Genomic DNA, 19,037 nt, shown 5'->3' with positions numbered 1-19,037 from the left:
CAGTATATACAGGGTCAATACTTTTTATAAAAAAATTTCACATCCCGTTAAAAACTTAAAAACCGCTGTAAAAATCATTATAGCGTTCATTCATTCTTGGCTCCCCTCCTATTCATTTCATATCTTATCTCTTTATCAATTTACACGAGAGTGAAAATTCTAAATTTTATGTTATATTATTAGTATAGGAGCGTGGTGAGAATGAGCATTAAGTATTCAAACAAAATCAATAAAATCCGGACCTTTGCATTAAGTTTAGTATTTATCGGCCTCTTCATTGCATACTTAGGTGTCTTTTTCCGCGAAAACATTATTATTATGACAATGTTTATGATGGTTGGCTTTTTAGCTGTTATCGCTAGCACTGTCGTTTACTTTTGGATTGGTATGTTATCTACTAAGACTATCCAAATTATTTGTCCAAGCTGTGATAAGCCAACCAAAATGCTCGGCCGTGTCGATGCATGTATGCACTGCAATCAACCTTTAACACTAGATCGAGATCTAGAAGGAAAAGAATTTGATGAAAAGTATAATAAGAAGAGTTATAAATCATAAGTATCAAGGGAAATACGAATTTGCAACACTACAAACGTTTCAACTCATTAAAAAGTTGATTTCTTAAAAAATCAACTTTTTAATTGTTTTATTAAATTTATTACACCTATTTTTTCGAAATAACAGTAAACATCCCTGTCATATTAGGCGAATAATCTTTAAAATCATATTTTTCATAGAATGATGTTTTACCTTGCGACGCAAACAAACCAATGAATGCTTTATCTGGAGTATTCCCATTTAAGTATTCTACTAAAGTATTCATTATTTTCTTTCCAATACCATTCTTTTGATAATCTGGATGAACCACTATATCTTGAATATAGAAATAGATAGCCCCATCACCAACAATTCTCCCCATGCCGATGATTTGATTATTATCCTTGACTGTTATACAGTAAATCGAATTTTGAAGTGATATTTCCGCCACCTCAAAGTTCATATAGTTAGTCCATCCCACAGAATCACATAAATATTTATATTCTTCCAATGTTGGAATGTTATTTTTAATCTCATATTTCTTCAAAATGTCCCCTCCAAGAATTCATTTCCACCAATACAAAGTAAATTCGACAAACTTTTATCTAACCCTTCTTACTAACTTAGCACTGTAAATCCCGATTAACCTCACGCTAATCCTTATATAATAAAGAAAGAGGCTGACGTATAGCCGTCAGCCCCTTTCTTTATTATATATTACGCCTTATGACACTCTGGACAAACGCCATAAATTTCTAAGCGATGACTATTGATAACGAAGCCTGTCGTTTTCGCAGCTTCCTCTTCCAGCTTTTCCAAGCCTCCATAAGGAAAATCAACAATCTTACCACATTTTTCGCAAATCACATGATAATGTTGACTTGTAACATAATCAAATCTACTTGAAGCGTCTCCATAAGTTAATTCCTTTACAAGTCCAACCTCTTTAAACACACGTAAGTTATTATAGACAGTTGCAACACTCATATTTGGAAACTTACCTTCTAATGCTTTATAAATATCATCCGCTGTTGGGTGCGTCATTGATTCCACAAGGTACTCTAAAATAGCATGACGCTGTGGAGTAATGCGTACACCCGTATTTTTCAGCATTTCTAGCGCTTCTTTTAATTCTTCTTTGACCACCGTCATGCACCCCGATTCTATACGGATTATTATTTTATAATTCTTATAAAGAGTGTACTCCTTTTCTTATAAATCGTCAATATTTCTACTATAAGTATGTAGTTTATTTTTATATTCAGGACTTGTTTTTATGTATCTTTCCCTTTTTTCTTCATATATTCCATAGAAAAAAGTGCGACATAATCGCACTTGGAATACTATCATCTGAGGAGGTATGCCCTACACTTCCACTTTATGTAAGGCAGTAAAATATGTATAGACACTTGCCTTGTTTCTGCATATTTTATCTCCAATGTAGATTTATTTTATATAAGAAAGAACATCCTCAATATGTCCTTTCACTTTCACTTTACGCCACTCTTTTACAAGTTCACCGTCTTTATTAATAAGGAATGTAGAACGCTCGATTCCCATATACTCTTTCCCAAAGTTCTTTTTTAACTTCCAAACATCGTATAACTCTGCTACTTTATGATCTTCATCTACTAAAAGTGTAAATGGCAATTCATGTTTCTCAATGAATTTCAAATGTCTATTCGCTGAATCAGGACTTACTCCAAGAATAACCGTATCCTTCTCTTGAAATACTCCATACGCATCACGAAAATCACATGCTTCAGTTGTACATCCTGGCGTCATATCTTTCGGATAAAAATAGAGAACTACATTTTTACCGCGGAAATCAGCTAGGCGAACTTCTTCTCCGTTACTTCCCTCTAATGTGAATTCTGGTGCCATTTCTCCTACTGTAATCATAGTTATCACTCCTACTCTTTTCCTTTACTATAACAAATGCTTCCTTATTTTTCATTGTCTATTACAGACCTCATCACAAAAGCAAAAGGGAGTGTATATCCAATTAGCGCTTCTGCGATTGCAATCCATCGCCCAATTCCAATCGGAGATATGTCACCATATCCAACAGACAATAAAGTAACTGCGCTAAAATATAAACAAACTTCGACGAGTTGAAAAGAATGAGCGTTCAAACTTTCTCCGTCCTCTTTCAAAACTGCAAAACCCATTTCCTCTAATACAACGTAACTTAATCCAAATGCGATTAGTACTGTTGTATAGATTAAAAATAATGTGGCCAAATTATAGAGCGAAAAAAAACGCGTTGAATCCGAATAGGAACTCCATAATAATTGGACACTTTTCAAAATAGCGATTGCTGCAATTAATAGAATAAATCCCCATAACATGTCCTCCACCTCATTTTATATGTATGAGGTGGAGAACTGATTTATCCCTTAGAAACGAACAAGCTTCTATAATTAATTACCCGCGCCACGATACCTTTTTACCCCTTGGTTCCAGAGGGTGATTGCAATCGTAAAACAGATAACACCAACAATTGGCGTCGCAAATGCATAACTATTCCATTCTGTTTTTCTTAAAAAGTATGCCGCTGGATATACTCCAACAAACGCAAACGGTAAAACAAACGTTAAAATGAAACGAATTACACGATTATAAATATTAACAGGATAGCGCCCGTAATTACCTATGTTATACATAAGAGGCATAATTGAACTTTTCGCATCCGACCAAAAACCAAGGCTCGCCAGCGTAACAAATATCCCTCCATATACAAGTGCTCCTCCTCCTACCATCAATATAAATAAGAAGAAATCATACCAGTAAAAAGATAATTGTAACTCCACAGCTGCATATCCCATTACAACAATCCCTGTAATAGCTCCAATTAAAGATTCAAGTTCCATTCTTTCTAATATAATTTGAAATAGGCTATGGATCGGCCGCGTTAATACACGATCCATCTCCCCTTTAATAATGTATCGATCATTAAAATCCCATATATTAAAGAAAGCTGAAAAGATGGCAAATGGTACTAAAAAGAAACCATAAATAAAGATTACTTCTTCTCGACTCCATCCCTTCAATGCTTGTGTATGCCCAAATACAACGAGAATAAATATTAAATTAACTGCTTGAAGCGATAAATCAGAAAGTAAACCAACGATAAAATCGCCTCGATACTCCAATTTTGTTTTTATATATTGACTTGCATATTGTAAAAATAAGTTTATATATAGCATCTCATCATCCCCCTTGTACAATTAGACGTTTTCTCGCCGTTCTCCACATGAGTACAATTGGAATAATAAGTACAATCGCCCAAATCACTTGAAATACTAAAGCCTCATACAACTTACTCCCCTGTATACCTTCAGAAAAAATCATACTTGGAATATAACTAATAGCCTGAAACGGTAAAAACATCATTGCTTTTTGGGCCCATAGCGGATAAAAACTAATTGGTAATAATAGACCTGAAAATAAATCAATAACAACGCGTTTTGCATACATAATCCCACTATTATTAAATAGGAAAAACGTAAGCATTCCCGTCATTAAATTAATTTGTGTATTAATAATAAAACTAAATATTAAAGATAAGAAGAAATATAACCAAGTTTGAAAATTTGTTGTAATTTGCAACGAAAATAATAACGTAACGATAACCATGCCTGGAATGGAAAAGAAGGCAAAACGGAATATTCCCTCGCCAAGACCTTGCATAACTTTCATTCCCAAATAGTTATACGGACGAATTAATTCTACAGCCACACGTCCTTCTTGAATCTCCATCGCAATTTCCCTATCTATATTATTAAAATAGAAGGCACGTGCCATCCACGCGATTGCGATATACGTGGTCATTTGCGAAATAGATAAACTTTCAATATTCTCTTTTCCACTATAAATTGCTTGCCATAAAAAATAGTAAGCACCGATATTAATGGTATAAATTAAAATCCCGCTATAGTAATTTGTACGATACGCAAGCATCATTAAAAAGCGAATTCGAATCATTTCAATATACTTACCCATGCGTAATACCTTCTTCATAAATGTTACGAATAATTTCCTCTGTAGACACTTCGTTAATTTTTAAATCTTTAATTTGAAAGGCTTGTACTACTTTAGAAATAAGCATTGAAATAATAACTTCTTCATTCGGAATTTTTGCAACCCATGCATTTTCCTCTTTTGCTTTCGACCAAACGACATGATTATCTGGCATAACCATTGATAAAGCCTGATAGGAAACTGGTGCAACAAACTGAAAGTGAATTTCCTTCTCCGCTCCCCACTGCGTACGAAGATTATTTAAAGAACCGTCATACATAATATTTCCTTCATCCAGCATGATAACGCGCTCACATAAAGCTTCAATATCAGTAATATCGTGTGTTGTTAATAAAATTGTTGTTTTATAACGTTCATTCATTTCTTTTAAAAATTCACGTATTTTCAATTTCACAAGTACATCTAACCCAATTGTTGGCTCATCTAAAAATAATAACGGTGGATTATGAATTAAGGCTGCCGCTAATTCACAACGCATCCTTTGACCAAGAGATAATTTTCGAACTGGTTTATCTAATAAGGGCCCTATATCTAACGTTTCAATTACGTGCTCCATATGCTCCTTATACTGAGCGTCTGATACACCATACACTTTCTTTAATAAACGAAACGATTCTTGTACTGCAATATCCCACCAAAGTTGCGAACGCTGTCCAAAAACAACACCAATTGTTCTTACAAATTCTTCTCTTTGTTTATGTGGGTTCATTCCATTTACTGTGATTTGCCCTGATGTCGGAGTTAAAATCCCCGTAAGCATTTTAATTGTTGTTGATTTACCAGCACCGTTCTCACCGATATAACCAACCATTTCACCTTGCTTTACAGTAAAAGATACATCATTTACTGCTGGTACTATTTTATAATTACGATTTAATAAATCGCGAAATGCACCCTTTAAGCCCGGACGACTTGAATAGGCTGTAAACTCTTTACGTAACCCTTGTACCTCAATTACCGATTTCATAATCGGACCCCCCTCCTAAATGTCACAACGAATAGTTTACCCAACTGCCTTCGCTATCACAAACAATACGTCTTTTCGAAAAACATGTTAGAATAATACATAGATTTTTGTAAGGAGATGAATTGTAGTGAATTTCACAAAGTCAGAAGCATTACATAAAGAAGCTTTAGAGCATATCGTTGGCGGTGTTAACAGTCCTTCTCGTTCTTTTAAAGCAGTTGGCGGCGGCGCTCCTGTTGCTATGGAACGTGGGAAAGGCGCTTATTTCTGGGATGTAGACGGAAATAAATATATCGATTATTTAGCAGCATACGGTCCTATTATTACTGGACATGCTCATCCGCATATAACAAAAGCAATTACAACAGCTGCTGAAAATGGGGTACTTTATGGAACACCAACAGCGCTAGAGGTAAAATTCGCAAAAATGTTAAAAGAAGCAATGCCTGCATTAGATAAAGTCCGTTTCGTAAACTCTGGTACAGAAGCAGTGATGACAACGATTCGTGTTGCTCGTGCTTATACAGGTCGCACAAAAATCATGAAATTTGCTGGTTGTTACCACGGTCATTCTGATTTAGTACTTGTGGCAGCTGGATCTGGCCCTTCTACTTTAGGAACTCCTGACTCAGCTGGCGTACCACAAAGTATCGCACAAGAAGTTATTACCGTTCCATTTAACAATGTAGAAACTTTAAAAGAAGCTTTAGATAAATGGGGTCATGAAGTAGCAGCTATCCTTGTAGAACCGATCGTTGGAAACTTCGGTATTGTAGAGCCTAAACCTGGATTCCTTGAAAAAGTGAATGAACTTGTTCACGAAGCTGGCGCACTAGTAATTTATGATGAAGTTATTACTGCTTTTCGCTTTATGTACGGCGGTGCTCAAGACTTACTTGGTGTTACACCTGACTTAACAGCGCTTGGTAAAGTTATTGGCGGTGGCTTACCAATCGGTGCTTACGGTGGTAAGAAAGAAATTATGGAACAAGTTGCTCCGCTTGGACCTGCATACCAAGCTGGTACAATGGCAGGAAACCCTGCTTCTATGGCATCAGGTATCGCTTGTCTAGAAGTACTTCAACAAGAAGGGCTTTATGAGAAATTAGATGAACTTGGTGCAATGCTTGAAAAAGGAATTTTAGAGCAAGCAGCGAAACATAATATCGACATTACATTAAATCGTCTAAAAGGGGCTTTAACTGTATACTTCACAACTAATACAATTGAAGATTACGATGCCGCACAAGATACAGACGGTGAAATGTTCGGTAAATTCTTCAAGCTTATGCTTCAAGAAGGAGTTAACTTAGCACCTTCTAAATACGAGGCATGGTTCTTAACTACAGAACATACAAAAGAAGATATTGAATATACAATCGAAGCTGTCGGCAGAGCATTTGCTGCCCTAGCAGACAATAAATAATCCCGTCATTAAAAGGAAAAAAGAAAGCTCACCTTTCTTTTTTCCTTTTTTCTATTTCATAAATTACGTATTAATAGTATAATTATTCATAATTATCTGTTTTATATTCTTTTACAGCATTACTATCTCTGTGTACAAGGTGATTTGCGCCTTAAATAGTAAGATTATTCTAACTTTTACAAAAGGGGGGATTGACGGATGCTCAATAAAAAAAATACATGGACACCGTCTTTATTTCGAGATTATAGAAATGCAGAACATGATGCGTGTGGAATCGTTTCCGTTATGGAGAAACGAAAAATTGCTACAAAAGAAAACATTGACCTTTGCATACAATCACTCGTCAAAATGAATCATAGAGCTGGTTTCATTAATGGCGAGGGCGATGGCATCGGCATTCACATTGATATACCAAAAACACTTTGGAATGAAAAACTAAAAAGTAGCGGATATAATCCAACGATTGTGGATCATCCCCACTTTATCGTTGGACATTTTTTTCTAAATAAAAAAGAAAACATTACTGCCTTAAAAGATTATATTCGTACGCAATTAAACAACAAAAACTTTACTATTATTTTCGAAAGTGACGATGCAACAAACTCAGATGCGCTCGGTCCACTTGGTAAACAAGAAGAACCTTTATTTTGGCAAGTTGCCCTTATCGCAGAAAACGAAATTATAAATATTGAGCAAACATTATTTTCTGTCACAATAAAAATAGAGGAAAACGAAGCAATTCATGTTGCTTCATTAAGTCATGATCATGTTGTATATAAAGTTCTAGGTGCTGGTGATACGCTTGTTGCCTACTATAATGATTTACAACATCCGCTTATCGCTTCAACTATGACATTAGGACATAACCGCTACTCTACTAATACATTATCTAATTTTTTTCGTGTACAACCATTTAGCATTCTCGGACATAATGGTGAAATTAACACAATTGCGAAATTACGCGATCAAGCTGAAATGATTGATGTACCACTTACTGCAGGAGGCAGTGACTCTCAAGATTTAAACCGCACCTTAGAAACCCTACTTGTTCAATACGGCTACAGCTTATTTGAAGCAATGGAAATTCTATTCCCACCAATTATTAATGAAATTAAACTTTATGAAACACCTTTACAAGATTTATATACGTATATACGTGAAGCATGGGGACATTTTGCACAAGGACCAGCTGGCATCATTTCCCGTTTTAAAGATGAAGCTGTTTTCAGCGTTGATTCCCTTGGATTACGCCCAGTATGGAAAGTAGAGACAGAGAGCTCTTATATTTTCTCTTCTGAACCTGGAGTTGTATCACCAACTAAATATGTAGCAGAACCAAAACCACTCGCTCCTGGAGAAAAAGTCGGATTAAAATGGAATGAACAAGATGAACTTGTTCTTTATGAATATGACAAATATCAAATCCAAGTATATAACCGTTTTAAAAAGCGAATTGATACTACCAATTACCATTTAAATTTATCTATCCCTGAAACGAAAAAAATCCAAGGGCTATGTGATTCTGTTCAAGTTGAAACGAAACAATACGTCGCTTTCGGATGGGACCGAGAACATATTCAACTTCTTGAACAGATGGCAACAAAAGGCGTTGAGCCAATACGCTCACTTGGGCATGACTCACCACTTGCCGCACTCGATACTGATAGACGAAATATCGCTGACTTTATTAAAGAAAGTGTAGCTGTTGTTACAAACCCTGCAATTGACCGTGACCGTGAAATTGAACACTTCTCTACACGTACTGTACTTGGAGAGCGTCCAAGTTTATTAAGCGGCGCAAAACGGCCATTTGTAGTTGAAATGCTTTCACCAATTATTTTAGAAGGCAGCGTGGCACAACCTATTGCAGAGGAATTACACACAATTACGTACGAACAACTCATAGAGCTATTTAAGACTCATAACTCTATCGCCACAATCTCTGCTACATTCAGCTCGTCAGAAACTCTGCAATGCGCATTAAGCCGCATTAGTTCTGAAGCGATAGCTGCTGTTAACAATGGCGCTTCCCTACTAGTATTAGATGACGCCAAAGCCCATCTAAATGAACGATTGTGGATTGATCCACATTTAGTTACTGCTAAAGTACATCAAGCATTAAGTGAAAATAAATTACGCCGCAATTGTTCTCTCGTTATACGTTCTGGTGCTCTTCGCTCCTTACATGACATTGTCACGCTATATGGATTAGGAGCAGATGGTATTAATCCATATTTATTATTCGCGACTGTAAATGATGGAACAAAAACACCAATTACGAATCTATATAATGCACTTAATAAAGGATTAGAAAAAGTCATTTCAACAATTGGAATTCATGAGTTACGTGGTTACGGACGTCTCTATTCATCTATTGGATTACATGAAGAAATCGCAAATATATTACAGATTACAAATTTCTTCGGTTCAAATGATTTAGCCTTTTCACTTGAATCACTTGTTGAAGATGCAAAAATACGAGCAGAGGATTATAACAATCCTAAAATTAGAATGCGAAAATCATTTCATATATTCCCGCGAATTTGGAAAGCAATCGGCGATGTTGCAAAAGGAAATTCTTATGATGATTACCGTGACAAGTTAAGTGAACTAGAAGAGAATAATCCAATCGCAATCAGACACCTTGTTCAAACGAAACAAACAAAACATGTCGTTCCAACTGAAGAAGTATCTATCGGCATCAAAAATCATAATTTACCATTTATTATTAGTTCTATGTCATTTGGTTCTCAAAACGAAATTGCCTTTCGCGCATATGCAGAAGCAGCCGATCAGCTAAATATGATTAGCTTGAACGGTGAAGGCGGCGAAATTAAAGATATGATTGGAAAATATCCACATACACGTGGACAACAAGTAGCATCTGGGCGATTTGGAGTAAATGCCGAACTACTAAACTCATCAAACTTAATTGAAATCAAAATCGGTCAAGGCGCAAAGCCTGGGGAAGGTGGGCATTTACCTGGTTCAAAAGTGACAGCCAAAATCGCTGAAGCACGTAATGCGACAATCGGCTCAGATTTAATTTCGCCTTCTAATAACCATGATATTTATTCAATTGAAGATTTAGCTCAAATGATTACAGAAATTAAAACAGCTAATCAACTTGCCAAAGTAGCCGTGAAAGTCCCTGTTGTTCCTAATATCGGAACAATTGCTGTCGGTATCGCCAAAGCTGGCGCTGATTTTATTAACATTAGCGGATTCGATGGCGGAACAGGCGCTGCACGTATTCACGCATTGCAGCATGTAGGTCTCCCTGTAGAAATTGGTGTTAAAGCCGCTCACAACGCTTTATTAGAAGCAAGCATGAGACATAAAGTAGAGATTTGGGCAGATGGTGGTATTCGAAGTGTAAATGATGCCTTGAAAATCATGCTCCTCGGAGCAAACCGTATTGGATTTGGCACACTATCAATGATTGCAATCGGCTGTACTACTTGCCGTGGGTGCCATCTAGATACTTGCCATGTTGGAATTGCGACACAAATCGAGTCTGAAGCACAAGCAAAAGAACATGGGTTACGCCGCTTCGTCCCACGCGAATTAGAAAGCGCAGTTGCTGGCCTGCTAAATTTATTCACCTCTTTCGGTGTAGAACTAAAACGATTAACAGGACAGCTTGGTTATACAAATTTACAAGCAATTGTTGGGCGTTCTGATTTATTAGAGCAAGTTCGAGGCGAAAATTTATTAAACTTACGTAATTTACTACAAATAATAGAACATCCATCTGTTACAACAACAGAAGGCGTACCGGAAAAACAATTTAAGACAGTTCATTCCGCTGACTCAAAAGAATTGGTAGGCGTTGGTGTAGAGCAACGCGTTATGGGTGGTCTAGAATCATGTTATCGCGTTCGCAGTAAACTATATGAAGCTACTCAACTTGAACCACTTACATTAAAGTATACGGATGGTTCTATTCCCGGAAATGGGTTAGGTGCTTACAATAGTGAAAATTTATTTATACACGTAAATGGCGGCGCACAAGATGGCATTGGTAAAACTTCCTTTGGTGGTGGGATTTATATAACGAAATCAAAAGGAAAAGACGGAGTATATTATAACGGTTCTGTCGGAAAAGGATTTGGATATGGTGCACAAAAAGGGGCACTATACGTACAAGGGAACGCTGATGCTCGCGCTGGCATTCGCCTTTCTGGGGCAGACATGATAATTGGAGGTAGAATAACAAAACCACTCCGTGAAAAAGAGCAAGGAAATATAGGTGCATACTCCAATATTAAAGGTTTTGCTTTTGAATATATGACAAACGGGCGAGCGCTTGTTTTAGGTGACCCTGGTCCATGGATTTGCGCTGGCATGACTGGCGGTGTTGTTTATTTGCGTCGTGATTCAAACTTAGGCTTAACAGAACAGGCCTTAAAAAGAAGAATCGCAAAAGGCGCAAATGTTACATTACAACCAATTAGTAAAAATGGTTTGAAAGATGTAACTGAATTATTGCTAGACTATATTCGTGTACTAAACGAGCACGAGCAATATGAGGAAGTTGCTTTGTTAACACCATTATTAGATGATATACAGAACAAGTTTTTTGAGATTATCCCGAAAAAAGAACAGGCAGATTCATCTATCTCAACAGAGTAAAATGAGTAATTTTCATTATTAAGAAAAAATTGACGAAGTACGCTTCTCATAGTAATCTATAGTAACAATTTGAGACCTGCTGAAATTCAGCAGGTTTTTTTACTAAAAACTGATGTTTAAAAGGAATTAGGAAAAATTATAAAGTGAAACTTTAATTAGCCTACACCAATCGGACGTTTACCGGCATCCAGCTTCTGAATTTTGAGGCGTGAATCTTACTACTCACAATTAGCGGGATAAAATGAACACTAATTTCTTTTAACGTCACTAAAATATCACTTGCTAACATATTGTAATGAATGTATAGTATCATGTTGTACATTCATTATGACAAGAGAAAGGATCTTATTAAGGGTATGAAACTTGGTGCTCGCATTTTAAAAACGGGTATTGCCATCACGTTAGCTTTATTTGCTTGTATTTTACTTCAATTACCGAGTCCGGTATTTGCGGGAATTTCAGCTATCTTTGCTGTTCAACCGTCTGTATACCGTTCTTATTTAACAGCACTTGAACAAATTCAAGCAAATGTAATTGGTGCGATATTTGCTATCGCATTTGCTACTGCTTTTGGACATAATCCTTTTATTATTGGATTAACATGTATATTAGTAATTGCTCTTACATTACAATTACGATTAGAAAACACAATATCAATTGCTTTAGTAACAGTTATCGCCATTATGGAGTATCAAGGCGAAGATTTCTTTAGTTTTGCCTTACTTCGATTTGCGACGATTATGATTGGTATTATTGCGGCTTCACTTGTAAATTTAGTATTTATGCCGCCAAAATATGAAACAAAACTTTATCATCGTATCGTTGATAATACAGAAGAAATTGTAAAATGGATTCGAATGAATAGCAGGCAGGCTTCTGATTTTACAACGCTAAAAACTGATATTGATCGTATGAAAGAAAAAATGATCAAACTAAACCATTACTATTTGCTGTATAAAGAAGAAAGAAGCTACACGAAAAAAGTAAAGTTCGCAAAAATTCGTAAGCTCGTTTTATTCAGACAAATGTTAGCGACAACAAGCCGTGCTTTAAGTACGTTAAAATCATTACACCGTACTGAAAATGAACTGCGCTATATGCCGGAAGAATTTCAGGAATCTATCCAAAACGAACTTGACTCATTAACGCATTATCATGAACAAGTTTTATTAAAATTTATTGGTAAAGCAAAAAAACAACAATCAGTCGAAATGCTTGATGAAGTTGAAACAGGTAAACAAGAATTAATTGATATCTTTATGGAATATCAAAATAAAGACGATGAAGAAGCATATAAAACATGGTTACATCTCTTCCCTCTTATTTCTTCCATCATTAACTATAGTGAAGAAGTAGAGCATTTAGATTTGCTTGTAGATAGCTTCTACACATACCATAAACCAGAAAAAGAACTCCAAATCGATGATAAAAAAGAAGACGAATAAAAAAACAGCTCCTTTTATGCTAAAGGAGCTGTTTCTGTTATATGTTGAAGTTGATATAAATTGTAATAAAATCCTCTTTTTTGCATTAACTCTTCATGAGAACCAGTCTCTTTAATCTCACCGTCTTCAATGTAAATAATCGTATCAACATGCGTAATCGTCGCTAATCGATGTGCAATTATAATCGTTGTCCGGTCAGCAGCTAACGTCTGAAGCGCCTCTTGAATATACCTTTCATTTTCTAAATCTAATGCTGAAGTTGCTTCATCTAATATAAGTACCGAAGGATTCTTTAGAAACACTCGTGCAATTGCCACGCGTTGTCTTTGCCCGCCCGATAGCTTCACACCACGTTCTCCAACGACAGTATTATAACCATCTGGTAAGTCTATAATAAAATCATGAATTTGCGCAGCTTTAGCAGCTGCAATCACCTCTTTCTCTGTAGCCTTCGGATTTCCATATAAAATATTAGCTCCAATTGTATCGCTAAACAATAAATTATCTTGCAGTACAATTCCAATATGACTACGCAAATTTCTCATATTATACTTTCTTACATCTATGCCATCTACATAAACCGTGCCTTCAGAAACATCATAGAAACGCGGGATCAAACTAGCAAGAGATGACTTTCCTCCCCCACTTGCTCCTACAAGCGCTACTTTCTCTCCAGGCTGCATAGTTAATGACAAGTTGTGTAATATCTCTTTTTCATCTACATTATAACGAAAAGAAACATTGTCAAATACAATTTCTCCATTTAATTTTTTCGTTTGTACCGCATTTGGCACATTAACAATATCGTATTTTTCATCTAACAGTTCAAACACACGGTCCATCGATGCAAAAGATTGTGTTAATGTTGTAGATGAATTAACAAGGCGGCGAAGCGGACTATATAAACTATCCATATATCCAACAAAAGCTACCATCGTTCCTAGCGTTAACTGTCCTTGAATTACTTCATATGCTGCAAAACCAATCACAAGTAACGGACCTAAATCGGTTAACGTATTTACTGCCGAAAATGTTCTTGCCGTCCAACTTGTATGGGTTAATGCTTTCGTTAAAAATTCATTATTTCTTTTTTCAAACTGCTTCCCCTCATACTCTTCTAACGCAAAGCTACGTGTCACTTGCATTCCTTGAATACGTTCATGCAAATACCCTTGCATCGTCGCTAACGCTTGTGAACGCTCTTTCGTCAATTTCCGAAGACGTCCGAAAAAATATTTCACTGCAATTACATAAATAGGTAAAATCAATAACGCAACAAATGTTAATTTTATATTCATAGAAAACATAACAATGATAGCAATAGCAATTGTTGCAGTATCTAACCAGACGTTCATCAAACCAGTAATTACAAAATCTTTCGTTTGTTCTACATCATGGATGACACGCGAAATAATCTCCCCTGTTTTTGTATTGGAGTAATAACGTAAACTTAACTTTTGTAAGTGACCGAAAATATGCTTCCGCAAATCATACAGTATTGTATTTGCGATACGTTGGGCGAAATATTGACGATAATATTCAATCGGTGGTCTTAATACCGCAAAAATAAAGAAAGCAATTCCAATCGCTGTTATTAATTGAGATGTTTTATCTTGAAGTGAGCCAGCGCCTTGAATTACATCATCGATAATATACTTTAATAACCACGGCATAATAAGTGGGATACCGAACTTAACTAGTCCAATAATAATTGTAATAGCAATAAGCCACCGATATGGTTTAACAAATTGTAAATATCTTTTTATGCCTTGCACATAATCCCCCCTCTAATAGGACAAACCTGCCGGGAAGCCCCCTGCAGGTTTGTTTTAATTTCTGTACATTAAATATCGTTCATACCACATATCTACGAAATCTGGTGCAAATGGACCTTTTCTTTGATGAATCCACTGTGTTAAATGTGCTACATTTCGTTTTAAAATTGTATCAATAACAGGTGGATACTGCATAATTTCACTATGTTTTTCATACTCATCTTCATCTAGAAGCGTATATGTCATATCTGGATATACTTTAATATCTAAATCATAATCAATATACTTTAATGCTTCAGGATCATACGCAAAAGGTGAGCTTAAATTACAATAATAATATACGCCATCTTCCCTAAGCATCCCAATCACATTAAACCAATAGTTGGCATGAAAATAGCAAATTGCTGGTTCACGAGTAATCCATGTTCGGCCATCCGATTCTGTAACTACTGTACGATCATTCGCTCCGATTACAAGACTCTGTGTCCCTTTTAAAATTGTTGTTTCTTCCCACATTCTATGAATGGAGCCATTATGTTTATAACTATGTATTTGTACTTTTTCTCCTTCTTTGGGAAATCCCATATATGCTCCCTTCTTTCAACTGCAAATGCCCTTTGAACGGCATTCACTTTTTTTCTATTATAACTTTTTTGTCGAAATTTTAAAACTAAAGGGATAAGACTCTATTTTTCAAACTGAATATGTAGGAGGTTTATCGTTGAATACTATGCCCCACCGCTTCTTAGGAGATAAAAGGATTGTACTGTATTATTTATAAGCGAGGACATGTAATAGAAAAAGCCCTTCTCTATTTCCATACAAAGAAGGACTTTTCACCTAAAGATAACAATATATCTTATCCTAAATTTGAAATCATTTTTTCAGTTGCAAAAGATTGAATTACACTATTCGTTTGCTCTTCAAATTTCTCATGTAACATCTTCAACGCTACTTCTGTTCTATATATTTCCTGGCGGATAAAATGCAGTTCTTTTTTATCGCACGTATCTTTTTCATTCATTTCAATTTGTTGATACTTCTCTAGATGTGCTTGTAACTTTAACAATTCATCCATCGTTTCTAATTGCTCCCCTACCAACTTATCAAAATCGTTCATTACTTACCCCCTTTTGGACTTATTCATCAGTTATTATTCCTAATTACATAATTCTAATTGTTAACTTCCTTCTCCTTTGACTACATTTGTTGACTTATTAGAAGTTATGTCGTTCGCTTTCTTTTCATTACAACGATCCACGCAAAAAGAAAACACTTCTCCCGAATTAGAGAAGTGTTTTTCTTTCATTACTGATTTGAGCTAGAAGATTGTGATTGTTTTGCAGCTGACTTAGCATTTTGTTTTTTCACAGCATGCACGTCTGTTTCAGTTGCAAATTCTGTACCATAACTAGCGTTTGCACTTTGTGCACCAGAAGCTTGTGCTTTCTTTGCTTCTGATTGTGCGTTTGCTTGTTTTACTGCTTGTACATTTGTTTCAGTAGCAAATTCTGTACCATAACTAGCATTTGTACTTTGAATGCTAGCACCAGAAGTTGCCTTGTTATAACCTTGTTGTTTTTTACTCATCTTTCTCACCTCCACAATCAATAATGTAACCAATTCACTTAGAAGCTATCCGTAATTTTCTTTTGAATAATTTCCGCATATATCTTTTGTTACTTATTCAAACTATAAGAAATGGAGGTGGAAATATGTATATAGGACGCGATATGACTGAACTAACGATGATTTCAAAAAATGAATGGAAAGAAGATGAATTAGCTTATTTTCATCACTCACTACAACAGGTTCTGCCTTATTTAAATGTAGAAGGGCAGAGTATTTACAAAGAAATTGTAGTAGAAATTGAATCAAGAGGCGGCTTACAAGAAGGTGAAGCTAGTTGGACTCATGGGACAAAAATTTCTTACGATTAAAAAAGTGTTCCCTAGATTGGGAACACTTTTTTATTTATTGCATTGTAATTTTCTCCACACAATTTTCATAAATAGTACGGTGTGATTTTGAGAAAGGTAATTGCTCAAATACCTCTTTCGATACAAATTTTAATGTATCTGTATCAACAATATTACCGGTTACTTTTCCGTAAAATACAAATATATCCCAAGTACGATGTGTAAACGTATGTTGTACATTCATTGCGTATTCATCAATAGAAACCTCGAGCTCAAATTTTTCTTTCATATAATCTATAAGCTGTTCCTTCTGATTTCGAATACCTTCTCCAAGTTCAGCATTAGGAAACTCCCACATGTTAGCTAACAAACCTGTACTTGGACGTTTATTAATAACGTAACGACCGTCTTCAGTTTGAAGTACGCCTGCAACAATAGGTACCATTTTAGGAGCTTTCGCTTTACTTTTTACTGGTAATTCTTTTTGAACACCTTCAGCATATCCTCTGCAATGCTCACGCACAGGACAAAGTAAGCATGATGGATTTTTAGGAATACAAATCAATGCACCTAATTCCATCAATCCTTGATTAAAATAAGATGGGTTTTCTACTGAAATAATTTCACGCACAATCTCTTCAAAAACTTTTCGAGTCTTTGGTTTTGCAATATCATCCCATACTGATAAAATACGAGATAATACACGCATAACATTTCCATCAACTGCCGGCTCTGGTATACCATATGCGATACTTAAAATAGCACCTTTTGTATATGGTCCTACTCCTTTTAACTTTTCAATTTTCTTTACATCACTTGGTACAACCCCGCCGTATACTTCTTTTACCTCTTTTACTGCCGCATGTAAATTACGTGCTCTAGAATAATATCCTAAACCTTCCCATGCTTTTAATACTTCTTCATCATCTGCGTTCGCTAACGCTTCAAGTGTAGGAAACTTCCCCATAAAATTTGCGTAATATGGTTTTACAGCTTCTACTCTTGTTTGCTGCAACATAATTTCAGAAACCCAAACACGGTATGGATCTTTATTCTTTCTCCACGGTAAGTCACGCTGTTCTTCTTCAAACCAACCAATTAAATCATTTTGAAACTGCTCTATATTAAAATTGTTTAGTATTTCAAGTGTCAAACTTGATCCCCCTCATTTTTTTGCATATAAGTACTATTATAAAGATTTTAGGAAAAAATTTAAGTAAGATGACATAGGAAATAGAAGGCAAAGGACTTGAGGTATCGAATAAAAAGAGTTACATTAATAAAAAACGGAGGTGGATTTCTATGGACACAGCCACTCACCTTGTTATGGGTATCACTTTAGGTAGCTTAGCAACATTAGATCCAGCCATAGCACAAAGTGATATTGGCCCCCAAGCTGTTATGCTTGCTACAATTGCTGGTTCCAACATTCCTGACATTGACACAGTTCTAAAATTGCGTAATAACGCTAAATATATAAGAAATCATCGTGGGATTACTCATTCTATTCCAGCGGTAATTCTTTGGTCATTCCTTATAAGTGGCATCTCTTTCGCCTTCTTTTCAGAAGCTCCATATCTTCATCTACTACTTTGGTCATTTATTGCCGTCTTTCTTCACGTCTTTGTAGATATTTTCAACGCCTATGGTACACAAGCATTACGACCTTTCACAAAAAAATGGGTCGCACTTGGCATAATTAATACATTCGATACCGTAATTTTCTTTATCCATATACTTGCAATTGCTTGCATGCTCGTCGGTTCTCATAAGGGATATACAGCTTTAGCGGCATATATATTAATGATTGTTTACTATATCGGACGGATTATGATGCATAGAAATATAAGAAGCGTTGTACACAAACGTTTCAAAAATGTCGAAAAGATTATCATTTCTCCTTCTTACCGATTTTATCATTACCATTTAGCAGTCGTTACGGCTGATTATTACTACGTTGCGAGATGGCACCGTGGTAACATCATGATATATGACAAGTTCGATCGGGTACCGTTCCCAGACAATAATATTATGCGAGCAGCTAAACAAGATGAAAACATCTCAGCCTTCCTATCTTTCTCTCCTGTATATCGCTGGGATATTTTTGATCATGACCATTATTATGAAGTACGATTCATTGATTTACGATATCGAAGTAAAGATTATTATCCATTTGTTGCAATCGTTCAGCTCGACCACAATTTAAATATTATTAGTTCCTATACAGGATGGATCTTTAGTGAAGAAAAGCTTCGAAAAAAACTGGAATTACTTCCACATTAAAAAAAG

General features: G+C 35.7%; 18 protein-coding genes. 6 read left to right on the top strand and 12 right to left on the bottom strand.

The features are described from left to right. Positions 1–201 precede the first annotated feature (201 nt). Positions 202–558 (top strand): YgzB family protein, encoded by a 357-nt coding sequence (locus C3Y97_RS02735; protein WP_098212567.1) that lies wholly within the window; start codon positions 202–204, stop codon positions 556–558. Positions 559–664: 106 nt separating this feature from the next. On the opposite strand, the gene C3Y97_RS02730 is transcribed toward C3Y97_RS02735, so the two are convergent. The 7 genes from C3Y97_RS02730 to C3Y97_RS02700 form a co-directional block, all read right to left on the bottom strand. Beyond that, positions 665–1,084, bottom strand: a complete 420-nt coding sequence (locus C3Y97_RS02730) for a GNAT family N-acetyltransferase (protein WP_000759735.1) — start codon at positions 1,082–1,084, stop codon at positions 665–667. 170 nt (positions 1,085–1,254) lie between these two features. After that, complete coding sequence (gene perR / locus C3Y97_RS02725) at positions 1,255–1,683, bottom strand: peroxide-responsive transcriptional repressor PerR (RefSeq protein ID WP_000237829.1); 429 nt, start codon at positions 1,681–1,683, stop codon at positions 1,255–1,257. 300 nt (positions 1,684–1,983) lie between these two features. Then, a complete protein-coding gene (gene bcp, locus C3Y97_RS02720) occupies positions 1,984–2,439 on the bottom strand; it encodes a thioredoxin-dependent thiol peroxidase (protein WP_000633710.1) in 456 nt (151 codons plus the stop codon). Between the two features lie 44 nt (positions 2,440–2,483). Beyond that, entirely contained in the window at positions 2,484–2,888 is a 405-nt protein-coding gene (locus C3Y97_RS02715) for a potassium channel family protein (protein WP_000964343.1), read from the bottom strand. A gap of 72 nt (positions 2,889–2,960) precedes the next feature. Then, positions 2,961–3,746: an ABC transporter permease gene (locus C3Y97_RS02710; protein ID WP_000965773.1), complete on the bottom strand. Its 786-nt coding sequence runs from the start codon at positions 3,744–3,746 to the stop codon at positions 2,961–2,963. Positions 3,747–3,750: 4 nt separating this feature from the next. Further along, positions 3,751–4,542 (bottom strand): ABC transporter permease, encoded by a 792-nt coding sequence (locus C3Y97_RS02705; protein ID WP_000521519.1) that lies wholly within the window; start codon positions 4,540–4,542, stop codon positions 3,751–3,753. After that, positions 4,535–5,548, bottom strand: a complete 1,014-nt coding sequence (locus C3Y97_RS02700) for an ABC transporter ATP-binding protein (RefSeq protein ID WP_000843655.1) — start codon at positions 5,546–5,548, stop codon at positions 4,535–4,537. The genes C3Y97_RS02705 and C3Y97_RS02700 overlap by 8 nt, the downstream gene beginning before the upstream one ends. 127 nt (positions 5,549–5,675) lie before the next feature. On the opposite strand from C3Y97_RS02700, the gene hemL reads away from it, so the two are divergent. The 3 genes from hemL (at position 5,676) to C3Y97_RS02685 (ending at position 13,054) form a co-directional block, all read left to right on the top strand. Then, positions 5,676–6,974 (top strand): glutamate-1-semialdehyde-2,1-aminomutase, encoded by a 1,299-nt coding sequence (gene hemL / locus C3Y97_RS02695; protein WP_001011863.1) that lies wholly within the window; start codon positions 5,676–5,678, stop codon positions 6,972–6,974. Between the two features lie 198 nt (positions 6,975–7,172). Further along, positions 7,173–11,609 carry a glutamate synthase-related protein gene (locus tag C3Y97_RS02690; RefSeq protein WP_136363011.1) on the top strand — a complete coding sequence of 1,479 codons (4,437 nt, stop codon included), beginning with the start codon at positions 7,173–7,175 and terminating at the stop codon, positions 11,607–11,609. A gap of 356 nt (positions 11,610–11,965) precedes the next feature. Then, positions 11,966–13,054 (top strand): aromatic acid exporter family protein, encoded by a 1,089-nt coding sequence (locus C3Y97_RS02685; RefSeq protein WP_000765787.1) that lies wholly within the window; start codon positions 11,966–11,968, stop codon positions 13,052–13,054. 14 nt (positions 13,055–13,068) lie between these two features. Here C3Y97_RS02685 and C3Y97_RS02680 read toward each other — a convergent pair whose 3' ends face one another. From C3Y97_RS02680 to C3Y97_RS02665, 4 genes are all read right to left on the bottom strand, one after another. Then, positions 13,069–14,829: an ABC transporter ATP-binding protein gene (locus tag C3Y97_RS02680; RefSeq protein WP_001161599.1), complete on the bottom strand. Its 1,761-nt coding sequence runs from the start codon at positions 14,827–14,829 to the stop codon at positions 13,069–13,071. A gap of 54 nt (positions 14,830–14,883) precedes the next feature. Next, positions 14,884–15,414: a nucleoside tri-diphosphate phosphatase gene (gene ntdP / locus C3Y97_RS02675; protein ID WP_000506622.1), complete on the bottom strand. Its 531-nt coding sequence runs from the start codon at positions 15,412–15,414 to the stop codon at positions 14,884–14,886. A 274-nt stretch (positions 15,415–15,688) separates the two neighbouring features. Beyond that, positions 15,689–15,949 (bottom strand): YgaB family protein, encoded by a 261-nt coding sequence (locus C3Y97_RS02670; RefSeq protein WP_000997575.1) that lies wholly within the window; start codon positions 15,947–15,949, stop codon positions 15,689–15,691. Positions 15,950–16,137: 188 nt separating this feature from the next. After that, positions 16,138–16,419, bottom strand: coding sequence for a gamma-type small acid-soluble spore protein (locus tag C3Y97_RS02665; RefSeq protein ID WP_000039035.1), 282 nt, complete (start codon positions 16,417–16,419; stop codon positions 16,138–16,140). 125 nt (positions 16,420–16,544) lie between these two features. Between C3Y97_RS02665 and C3Y97_RS02660 the strand changes: the two genes are divergently transcribed. Beyond that, complete coding sequence (locus C3Y97_RS02660) at positions 16,545–16,769, top strand: hypothetical protein (protein WP_000275436.1); 225 nt, start codon at positions 16,545–16,547, stop codon at positions 16,767–16,769. A gap of 34 nt (positions 16,770–16,803) precedes the next feature. Here the strand turns inward: C3Y97_RS02660 and mutY are convergent, their stop codons facing one another. Further along, the gene (mutY, locus tag C3Y97_RS02655) at positions 16,804–17,901 is read right to left on the bottom strand and encodes an A/G-specific adenine glycosylase (protein WP_000171397.1); all 1,098 of its coding nucleotides are present in this window, start codon (positions 17,899–17,901) and stop codon (positions 16,804–16,806) included. Positions 17,902–18,050: 149 nt separating this feature from the next. Between mutY and C3Y97_RS02650 the strand changes: the two genes are divergently transcribed. Next, entirely contained in the window at positions 18,051–19,031 is a 981-nt protein-coding gene (locus C3Y97_RS02650) for a metal-dependent hydrolase (RefSeq protein WP_000379112.1), read from the top strand. The last annotated feature ends 6 nt before the right edge of the window (positions 19,032–19,037 follow it).

The sequence above is a fragment of the Bacillus sp. DU-106 genome, from assembly GCF_004799705.1.
Taxonomy (GTDB): Bacteria; Bacillota; Bacilli; order Bacillales; family Bacillaceae_G; genus Bacillus_A; species Bacillus_A cereus.
The sequence above is the reverse complement of the archived record's forward strand: the minus strand, read 5'-3'. Positions and strand labels throughout refer to the sequence as shown.